This window comes from Microbacterium sp. Z10_103 (assembly GCF_058310455.1).
Window position 1 is genome coordinate 1,614,058 of sequence record NZ_JBZEGK010000001.1, and the last position, 9,373, is coordinate 1,623,430.

Annotated in this window: 12 protein-coding genes; 6 read left to right on the forward strand and 6 right to left on the reverse strand. The window is 69.1% G+C overall.

The annotated features are described in order from the left end of the window. Positions 1-17: 17 nt before the first annotated feature. Positions 18-821 carry a CGNR zinc finger domain-containing protein gene (locus AC4FS2_RS07790; protein WP_491152360.1) on the reverse strand — a complete coding sequence of 268 codons (804 nt, stop codon included), beginning with the start codon at positions 819-821 and terminating at the stop codon, positions 18-20. Positions 822-925: 104 nt separating this feature from the next. Between AC4FS2_RS07790 and AC4FS2_RS07795 the strand changes: the two genes are divergently transcribed. Then, positions 926-1,507, forward strand: a complete 582-nt coding sequence (locus tag AC4FS2_RS07795; RefSeq protein WP_491152358.1) for a ribonuclease H family protein — start codon at positions 926-928, stop codon at positions 1,505-1,507. 30 nt (positions 1,508-1,537) lie between these two features. On the opposite strand, the gene AC4FS2_RS07800 is transcribed toward AC4FS2_RS07795, so the two are convergent. From AC4FS2_RS07800 to AC4FS2_RS07810, 3 genes are all read right to left on the reverse strand, one after another. Beyond that, complete coding sequence (locus AC4FS2_RS07800; protein WP_491152356.1) at positions 1,538-1,699, reverse strand: hypothetical protein; 162 nt, start codon at positions 1,697-1,699, stop codon at positions 1,538-1,540. 232 nt (positions 1,700-1,931) lie between these two features. Further along, the gene (locus tag AC4FS2_RS07805) at positions 1,932-2,150 is read right to left on the reverse strand and encodes a putative acetyltransferase (protein WP_491152353.1); all 219 of its coding nucleotides are present in this window, start codon (positions 2,148-2,150) and stop codon (positions 1,932-1,934) included. Next, positions 2,144-3,613, reverse strand: coding sequence for an SDR family NAD(P)-dependent oxidoreductase (locus tag AC4FS2_RS07810; RefSeq protein ID WP_491155629.1), 1,470 nt, complete (start codon positions 3,611-3,613; stop codon positions 2,144-2,146). The genes AC4FS2_RS07805 and AC4FS2_RS07810 overlap by 7 nt, the downstream gene beginning before the upstream one ends. A gap of 61 nt (positions 3,614-3,674) precedes the next feature. On the opposite strand from AC4FS2_RS07810, the gene AC4FS2_RS07815 reads away from it, so the two are divergent. The 4 genes from AC4FS2_RS07815 (at position 3,675) to AC4FS2_RS07830 (ending at position 6,291) form a co-directional block, all read left to right on the forward strand. Then, positions 3,675-4,094: an NUDIX hydrolase gene (locus AC4FS2_RS07815; RefSeq protein WP_491152351.1), complete on the forward strand. Its 420-nt coding sequence runs from the start codon at positions 3,675-3,677 to the stop codon at positions 4,092-4,094. 211 nt (positions 4,095-4,305) lie between these two features. Beyond that, entirely contained in the window at positions 4,306-5,235 is a 930-nt protein-coding gene (locus tag AC4FS2_RS07820) for a hypothetical protein (RefSeq protein ID WP_491176974.1), read from the forward strand. A gap of 175 nt (positions 5,236-5,410) precedes the next feature. Next, the gene (locus tag AC4FS2_RS07825; protein ID WP_491152347.1) at positions 5,411-5,794 is read left to right on the forward strand and encodes an ArsR/SmtB family transcription factor; all 384 of its coding nucleotides are present in this window, start codon (positions 5,411-5,413) and stop codon (positions 5,792-5,794) included. After that, positions 5,791-6,291: an SRPBCC family protein gene (locus AC4FS2_RS07830; protein WP_491152345.1), complete on the forward strand. Its 501-nt coding sequence runs from the start codon at positions 5,791-5,793 to the stop codon at positions 6,289-6,291. The genes AC4FS2_RS07825 and AC4FS2_RS07830 overlap by 4 nt, the downstream gene beginning before the upstream one ends. A 43-nt stretch (positions 6,292-6,334) precedes the next feature. On the opposite strand, the gene AC4FS2_RS07835 is transcribed toward AC4FS2_RS07830, so the two are convergent. Then, complete coding sequence (locus tag AC4FS2_RS07835; protein WP_491152343.1) at positions 6,335-6,604, reverse strand: hypothetical protein; 270 nt, start codon at positions 6,602-6,604, stop codon at positions 6,335-6,337. A gap of 188 nt (positions 6,605-6,792) precedes the next feature. Here AC4FS2_RS07835 and AC4FS2_RS07840 point away from each other — a divergent pair, with 188 nt between their 5' ends. Further along, positions 6,793-7,881 carry a hypothetical protein gene (locus tag AC4FS2_RS07840; RefSeq protein WP_491176976.1) on the forward strand — a complete coding sequence of 363 codons (1,089 nt, stop codon included), beginning with the start codon at positions 6,793-6,795 and terminating at the stop codon, positions 7,879-7,881. A 269-nt stretch (positions 7,882-8,150) separates the two neighbouring features. Here AC4FS2_RS07840 and AC4FS2_RS07845 read toward each other — a convergent pair whose 3' ends face one another. Then, the gene (locus AC4FS2_RS07845; RefSeq protein WP_491152339.1) at positions 8,151-9,227 is read right to left on the reverse strand and encodes a phage tail sheath family protein; all 1,077 of its coding nucleotides are present in this window, start codon (positions 9,225-9,227) and stop codon (positions 8,151-8,153) included. Positions 9,228-9,373: the final 146 nt, after the last annotated feature.

A 9,373-nucleotide genomic window follows, 5' to 3' on the forward strand; every position in this document is an offset into this window, starting at 1 on the left:
AGGCTTCGCCGACACGCTCAGCGGGGTTCGTGAACGTCCACCCCGCGGCCCGTTCGCAACGCCCGCGCCACCAGGTTGGGCCGGTAGTCGAGCTCCTCGATGGCGGCGAGGACACGCCGCCGAGTGGGCTCCGACACGTTCACCGTGCCGGTCACCACGTTGGAGACGGTCTTGACGGAGACCCCGGCGCGGGCCGCGACGTCGACCATCCGCGGCACACGTTGTCCTGCATCCGCCAGCGGAAGGGCATCCTCGGCTGATGCCGCGGGCGAGTTACGGCGGCGCATCTTGATGTAGTTGCCGCACCCCTGCATCGAGCACCAACGCCCCGACCGGTTCCGGGAGTCATCCCAGTACGCCCATCGGCACGAATCCCGCGAGCAGGCTTTCACCCGCATCCAGGTGCCGTCCGTCCGGGCGGTGTCGATGGCGAGGACGATCGGCGCAAGCGGTGCGGGGCTCGTCCCGGGGGCGATGCTCGAGAGCGCCGGGCCGGCGTCCTCGCCGAACGCCATCCGCACCGGTACGTGCTGCAGGGCGTCGTTGAGGTCGGCGAGCGAGCCGGGGAGCGCTTCGTGGCCGGCGTGCGTCAGCAGCACCTCCCTGAGCCCCTCCCGGATGCGGCGGGCGAGAACGAGGTCATCCTCCGTCACGTCAGCGGAGAGTTCCCCGACCCGTTCGCGCAGCCAATCTGCGAGCGCGGACGGCGACGTCCAGGTCTCGTCGTCGACCTGCCACTCCACCGTGTTGACGAAGTCGCGCAACAGACGCGCCGCCGCCGGCACGGTTTCGGGCGCTCGCCCCTCCGTACTCCGAACCATGACACCAGTAAAGGCATGACGAAGGTGTTGCACAAGAGAGGGAGCGTCGGACGCGCCGCCGTCGGGCACCGGGCGCGCGCCGCCGGCGTGAAAGGATTTCGGATGTGCCACAGAGTTCCACACCCCCAGATCCGGAGTACATCGTCGCGACCGATGGCGCCTGCAAGGGCAACCCCGGACCGGCAGGATGGGCCTGGGTTGGCATGGATGGCGAGTGGGCGGCGGGGTCGGTACCCCTGGGCACGAACAACATCGGTGAACTGCTCGGGCTGCTTCGCGCCCTGCAGTACCACGCCGATGTGCCGAACCTCCGGGTGCAGGCCGACTCGAAATACGCCATCGACACCTACGCCTCCTGGATGGACGGCCACCGTCGACGCGGCTGGAAGACCTCCACCGGTGCACCGACGAAGAACCGCGACATCCTCGAGCTGCTGATCACCGCGCGCGATGCGCGCGAAGCTGCGGGACTCCCGCCCGTGACTCTCGAACATGTCCGCGGGCATGCCGGGCACGTGCTGAACTCGTGGGCCGACAACCGTGCGGTCCGGGCTTCTCACCACGCTGCATCCGGCCTCGCGAAGGAATGGGCCACACGCGCCGGTCAGGAGCGGGTCGACGTGAGCGCGATGCCGCCGAAGAGCGGGGAAGACAAGCCCAAGCCCCGCCGCGCACGGACCGCCTGATCCGCGGCCGGCGAGACCCACGACCGGGCGTCAGCGGAACGGGTTCTGCGCGCTGCCGTCGCCCGTGTCGGTGACACCCGCCGCGTGGCCCTGATCCCACGCATCCCCGCGAGCCTCGAGGTCCCGCGACAGGGCGTCGGCGTCGAGGATGCGCTTGGCCAGACGGACCCAGTCGCCCCATTGCGCGTCCACGGCACCGTGCTCCGCCGACCCAGCGCTGACCTCCCAGCGCTCGGGGGCGTCTGCCGGCTGAAGCGAGAGTGTACCGACGCTGATTGTGCGTCTGCGCGGATCCGGCATAGGTGACCGTCCTGACTGCGGGGGGACCTGGTTCTGCCTTCATCGTCCCCCTCTGATGCGGCCTGTCGTGGGAGGCGCTCGGCGCTCGAGAGAACCTGTTGCGCCCGCGCACCACGCCGACTGCCTACTGCGCCGGTCGGCGCGGGCGCGGGTCGGGCGGGGGCGGCACTTCCTTCGCGGCGATGATGTCGGCCACGGGGATGCGTTCCACGCCCCGCTTGCCGTCGACCACCACCGTCGAACCGTCGGCGCTCAGGAGCTGGCCCAGCGCATCGGTTGCCTGTCCGGACGGAAGGAGGTAGCGGATGACCACCCGGCGCCCGACTGGAGGCAGCTTCACCATGCGCCGGGCGCGTAATCCTTCAGGAACACCCCGAACAGGTCTTCGCCCGCTTCGCCCCGCACGATGGGGTCGTACACGCGGGCGGCGCCGTCGACGAGGTCGAGCGGCGCGTGGAACCCCTCTTCGGCGAGCCGGACCTTCGTCGGGTGGGGGCGCTCATCGGTGATCCAGCCGGTGTCGACGCTCGTCATGAGGATGCCGTCGGTCTCGAACATCTCGCGGGCGCTCGTACGCGTGAGCATGTTCACCGCCGCCTTGGCCATGTTGGTGTGCGGATGCCCGGGACCCTTGTATCCGCGACCGAAGACGCCTTCCATCGCGCTGACGTTGACGATGTAGGTGCGTCGGGCACTGCTCGCGGCCAGCGACGGACGGAGTTTGGAGACCAGGAGGAACGGCGCGGTGGTGTTCGCCAGCTGCACCTCCAGCATCTCCAGGGGGTCGACCTCGTCGACGCGCTGGGTCCACGAGTTCGCATCGTGCAGGTCGGGGATGAGCCCGCCCGCGTCGATCGCGGTTCCGGCAGCCAGTCGCTCGAGCGAGCTCGACCCGGCCGTCATCGCCTGCTCGGTCAGCTCATCGGCACGCTCGGCCGCAGCCGCGAGAATCGGGTGCGCGGCAACCGAACGCTCGAGTGCCTTCGGGTGCTGGTCATTCGTGTGGCCGAAGGTGACCAGCTCCGGCAACGGGCCGTCCGGGAGCGGGGCGAGTTCGGCATCGACGAGCGGCTGGTACGCCCCCGGCGAGCGGCGAACCGTCTGGGTCGCGTTGTTGATCAGGATGTCGAGGGTGCCGGCTGACGCGACATCCTCGGCCAGTCCGACCACCTGTGCCGGATCGCGCAGATCGATCCCGACGACCTTGAGGCGGTGCAGCCACTCCGGAGCATCCGGCAGGCTGCTGAAGCGGCGCACGGCGTCGCGGGGGAACCGCGTGGTGATCGTCGTGTGAGCTCCGTCGCGCAGCAGGCGCAGGGCGATGTACATGCCGATCTTCGCGCGACCGCCGGTGAGCAGTGCGCGCTTACCCGTGAGATCGGTGCGCGCGTTGCGCTTCTCATGGCTCATCGCCGCACACGTGGGGCAGAGTTGGTGGTAGAACGCGTCCACGACCGTGTACGGCTGCTTGCAGATGTAGCACCCGCGTGCCTTGATCAGGGTGCCGGCGGTGGGCGCGGTCGTCGCGGTGGTGATCGGGACTCCGCGGGTCTCGTCGTCGATCCGATCGGCAGCGCCGGTCGCGGTGGCGGCGACCACCTCGCGGTCGGCCTGAGCGATCGCATCGCGGATCCCGCGGCGCCGCTCCTTCTTGGCCGCCTTGAACATGTGCGCGGTCGCCCGGCGAACGGCGATGAAGTCCGGATGCGACTGATCGACGTGGGCGATCTCTTGGAGCACGTCCAAAGCGACGGCCAAACGCTCCGGATCGATGCCGCTGGACGGCGTGGCGGGGGCGTCGGACATCTCAGGAAGCACACGCGATTCTACGTCGGCCGACATGGGCGGATGCTGTTACCGTGCGACGGTGCACTCCTCCCCCGTTCCCCCCGTGACCCGCCGCATCCACGTGTCGGCCGCCGTGATCGCGGATGCGGAGGACCGCCTGCTGCTCGTGCGCAAGGAAGGCACCTCCGCGTTCATGCAGCCGGGTGGGAAGCCGGAGCCGGGCGAGTCGGCGAGCGAGACCCTCTGCCGCGAACTCGCGGAGGAGATCGGCGTCCATGTGCGTCCGGAAAACCTGCGCGCTCTCGGGACCTACACGGCCGCTGCGGCCAACGAACCGGGGTTCGTCGTCGTCGCCGAGGTATTCGCGGTCGACATCGGCTCGCAGCGTCCCGAAGCCCGGGCGGAGATCGCGGAGCTTCGGTGGGTGTCGGGAGCGGAGGCCGAGCACCTTGAGGTCGCACCGCTCGCGCGCGAGAACTTCCTGAATGCCGCGCCCTGACCGCCGCGCGGAGCCGCGCCACTCCTCAGTATCTCCTTCAAACCCTCCGGCAAAGGGTGCCCCCCCCTCGCGCGCCGTTAGTTCCCGGGCTCCGGGAGCGGCCCGCCACCTGGACGACCCTCCGCGGGGAGTGACTAGCCGCACCCCGCCGCCGAAGGTAGGGTGAGCCAACGCCTGGTCCTGGGGAGGCACCGGTATGGCCCGTTGGGGATTGGGAACCGCGTCGATCTTCGTCGTCGCCCTTGTGTCCGGGGGGTGGCTGGGGTTCACGGCGACCGCACAGCCGGCCCTGACGACGCTCGATCTCAAGGACAAGATCGAGCTGTGGGCGGAGAGCGAAGACGCAGAGTTCGGCCTCACCTGGCAACTTGCGCACGACGGGAGAGTCGAGCTGCGCGTTCACCGGACTATGAACCGGCAAGCCGACAGAGATGTGACCGCCCTCGTAGTGCTCGCGTGTGGCGCGCGTCTGAAGGACGCTACGCCGCGCCTAGACTTCCAGCAGATCGAACCGCCCCCTCACGAGCTGACACCGGCCGGGGATCCGGCGGGATGCGGTCAGTTGGGTCAAGCAGTGGGTCGCACCGAACTGGAGTACCAGCTTCTGACTGTTGACCTCCGCCCTGGAGACGGGCTGGTCCTCACCGGAACCCCGGTGGAGGCGTGGACAACTGACACGCTCGGATCGCGATTGGCGCGCACGCCTCAGATGTCGTCGATCTCTGCCGGTCAGGAGGAAGCGAGTACCCCTGAGGAGCTGAAGCCGCTCAGCTTCTCCCACTTTCCGCTGCTCGAGGAACGCGGCGCGGTGCGGCCGCGAGCCTCCAGCTTCACAGCCGTCTTACTGTCAACCGCGACCGAGGAGCGCCAAGCCGTCTACGGACCGTCCGCAGATGGGGTGGTCGAGCACACCGACAATGAGGTCGTCGATTGGGGCGACGGTGGATTCATCCATTCCGTCCAGTGGAGAGGAGACGGCGTCCAAACGCTCGGGCCAGGGATCGTGAGGTGGTCCGAGCCGGCGGGCGCGAATAGGACACAGATCTTCCTCCTCCTATCGGGCGTCCTACTCGGCGTGGCCGCCGCACTTCTCATCGAGAGCATCCTCGAGCGGTCGAGAAGAAGGCTCCCCCGCCCCTGACGCTGGGCCCGTCATCCTGTCCCCTGGTACCAGTAGGTGCCGGCAGCCGGTGCCGAGCAGGCGGAGCTGGCGCCGCTCGCGCGGGAGATTTCCTCTCCGCTGAAATCCCCGGGGCAACATCTCCCGGAGCATTCTCTATCTCGACAACACGTAACACTCCGGTTACGCTTCGCGGGTGGATGTCTTCGAGTGCCTCGCCGACGCGACGCGTCGCCGGCTGCTGGGTGTGCTCGCGCACCGCGAGCACACCGCAGGGGAGCTCGCCGCCCTCGAGCCGATCAGCCGCCCCGCGGTCAGCCGTCACCTGCGCGTGATGCTGGAATCCGGCCTCATCGGCGCCGTCGCCGACGGCCGCCACCGGCGATACCGCTTGCGGGCGGAGAAGCTCGAGGCGGTTGAGGAGTACCTCAGGACGCTGAGGCGTCCGCCTGTGCCGGAGTCCGCGTTCGACGCGCTCGACCTGGAGGTGCGCCGGGCTTCGCGCGACCACCGCCATTCCGCGTCCCCGAAGGAGCGCACCGGGGGCGCGGCATCCATCGACACCGAGGAGATCGCATGAGCAATCCCACTCCGACCGGCGCCGTCGGCGAAGGCCCGCGGGGCCGCGAGGTGCAGTTCGTCCGCCGGTACCGCGCCGAACCCGACGCGGTCTGGGCGGCCCTCACCGAGTCTGATCGCCTGGAGCGCTGGATCGGCCGATGGGAGGGCGACCCCACCACCGGGACGGTCACCTTCTTCATGACCGCCGAGGGCGACGACGTCGAAGGCGAAGCGGTCTCGATCGTGGAATGCGATCGGCCCAAGCGCTTCGCCGCGGACACCGCGGTGGGCGACCAGCGCTGGCATCTGCGCTTCGACCTGGAGCAGGAGGCCGGTGGCGTGACGGTGCTCACCTTCGCCCAACTGTTGTCCGACGGCGACATGTCGAGCGTCGGGCCGGGCTGGGAGTACTACCTCGACCGGCTCACGGCCGTCATGGACGGTGCCGACGTCGATGGGGTCGACTTCGCGGACTACTACCCCAACATGGAGGAGTACTACGGGGCGCTCGCCTAGACCGGCTCAACTCTTCTGACAGGGGGAACCCCCGTCCGCCGACCTACCAGACGGTGCCGCCGCCGATGGAGATGCCGCCCCATGTCAGCGCGATGAAAATCCCGGCGAACACGACAGGCGCGATGCCCTTGCCGCTGCGCGCGAGCCCTTTGAGAAGGGCGATCACGGCGAGAATCGCGGCGATGATCGAGAGCCCGCCGCCGAGGATCAGCCCGATGAACAGCGGAACGGGCATGAGCACGAGGCCCGCCAGCGCGACCCAGAACGCGGCCCAGGCAGACGGGTTGGAGGTGCGTTCGACAGAGGAGGCCATGCATCCATTATCTCGTGTTCATGAGCGCAACGCCGTGAGACCGCGCTGCTCGTCCTGCTGCGGCCGGCGCCGGCGCGCGTCACTCCGCGGCTCTCGGCCTTCGAAAGGGGAACAGGGGCAGCACATCTTCGTGGTGAGCGGCGCATCGAGGCTCGCGCACTGCGGTCATCGCGCGATAGACAGGGCGCGTGACGAGCGAAGCGCGTACGTTTCCCAGCCCTCGGATGCTGGGGGCACTGTTGATCGCCGTGAGTATCGCGGTCGGAATCGCGGCGGGGTGGCTGATCTCCGTGGCGCCTTGGGCGATCCTCGCCGCGTGTCTTCTCACCCTCGCGACGATCGGCATGGGCGTCGGCGTGCTCTGGTGGTTGCGTCCCAGTTGGGCGAATAAGACGTGGCCGCCCACAGGTCACGAGCTCCCGGCGGCCGTTCGTGCGCGGCGAAGCCTGCGGAATCTCGGGGTCATCCTGCTCGCACCGCTCCCTCTTGCTGTCGCCGGACTCGCCTGGGCGCTCGCCGACGCCTCGCTCGGATGGGAGCGGGTGCTCGTTCTCACGTTCTTCGTCATCATCTACGGGACCGCCGGCGCCTGGTTCCTCCGCGCGTCCAGATTCGACGCTGATGCGGCCACACAGCGCGACTCGTATGTGACGCGCCCCACGGTGAAGGCTGGACCGCTCGACCCGGAGGGGTGGCGTGCGCTCGGCGGGCCGCTGAAGGGGACCTTGCCCGCCGCCACCATCGCACCGTTCGCCATTGCGGTGGCGGTGGTCCCCGCGCAGCTGCTGCTCATGCTGGACGACATCACGTGGGGCATCCTGATCGGGTTCGTCGCCGTCGCCCTCGGCGCGGTTGTGGGGCTGGTGGCGCTCCGCCGATACCGGACGCCGGTCGAGGCGAACCCGTCGACCAAACTCGTTCGCCTTGGAGGGAAGACGCTGCCGTGGGCAGACGTGACCAGAGCAGAGCTGGTCGTCGACCCGTTGTGGGCCGGAGCGCCGCGAACGCTGATCCTCACCCTCGGTGACGGCGCGAACCGTCGCGGACGCGTGGTCCTCCGCAGAAAGGGAAACCTCGAACTGAGCAAGGAAGAAACTGAACTCGCCCTGCGCATCATCGACGCATCCACCATCGAAATGCCTCGCGACAAAGACGACCCGCGCGGACGCTTCTCCCGACAGCTTTACCCCAACAGCCTCACCAAGACCGAAGCCTCAGCGCTCATCGCCCAGCCTCCGGGAATGAATGACGACCTGCCGATCAGCATGCCCCACTAGGTCATGTCTCAGTCAGTGCAGCAGTTAGCCGGTCGCGAGCGGCGCAGTGCCGGGTCGTGGAAGACCGAGCCTCGGAGCGCCAGCGGAGAAGCGAGGCTATGCCGCGAAAGCCCGGAATGGAGTCACTCGTGAACGCTGCGCTCGCTCCGTCGGAGTCGGGCTGACAGGTCGTAGCATCACGGTCGCCGCGCACGAGACGCAGATGGACAGTTCGTCCACCCTAACGAGCCTCTCTCTCCACGAGAGATCCACCGGCACGCCCGGTCGCGCTATGTCGTCGCTGCGCGAGCCGTGATCCTCAGCACCATGAACTCAGCGGGTTTGGTCGGTGCGAATCCGACCAAACACACGAGGGTGCCGGCCGCGATCTCGGCGTCGGTCATGGTGCTTCGGCCGCACCGGACGAAGTAGGCCTCCTGGGCAGTCTGGCCACGAAAGGCGCCTCTTCGCCACAGCTCGTCCAGAAGCGTCGAAACATCCCGGCCCACCGCGCCCCACAAATGCGGGCCGTTGGGTTCGAACTCCGTCCACCCGAGGCCGCGCGTTAGGGAGGCCTCGAGGAAGAGAGCCAAGCGCCTGACCGGCAGGAACTTCCACTCCCGTTCGGCCGAAAGCGTGCGAGCGCCCCACAACACCGTTCCCCGACCCGGAAAGGCGGCGATGACATTGATGCCGAGCGCGCTGCAGGCCTCGCGCTGCGCTGTGGTGAGGTCCACTGCCGGGGCGAGAACGCCGGGCAGCGCGCCCCGAGGTCCCGTCGCAGCGGTGAAGACATCGGTCACCGTCAACGCGCCGGCGACCGACCCGAGCGGAGAGATCGTCTGGCGCCGGCCCGAGCTCGTCCCCCGGTGCACCCGCGGCCAGAACAGCGCTGCATCCGGGCCCTCGACTCCCACCGCCGCAGCCGGACCCGCGGCCATCGCCGTCTCGGCCGACTCAGTATCTGACCATGGGCCCTCGACCAGCAGCGTTACCGGGCGGGAGGCGAGCGCCTCCGCCACGGCGGCGATCACCGCTAGAGGCGCGGCAGGATCAGCCACGACGGCGACGAGCGAGGCATCCGGATGCAGGTCGGGGATCGTCGATCGCGCGGCTTCGGGCGTCAGCTCCGGCAGCGGCGCGACCCACGCGCGCCGACCGCCGGCGAGGAAGAACATCTCGACGGCGGTTGTGAGCGCACCCGGTTGCGGCGACCGCTGGGCGAATTCGGACATGCTGTGGACGAGTGCCGGGCGCCCGTCGCCCGCTCCGAGGAACGCCGGTATGTCGGTGGGGACCGACGCAATCGGATGCGGCGGGACGCTGCGCGGTCGGGGGGCATCACCGGTTGCGGGTCCACTCTGCATGCGCGCATGCTAGACGCTCCGGCGGGCCGTGACCATCCGTGCGGCGAGCACTCGTCCGAGGACGAGATCGCAGCGCGGTCGGCTCGCCGTCAGCGCCGTCATGGCATATGCAGTCCCGCGGTGGTTACCCCGAGCGGCCGCGACCT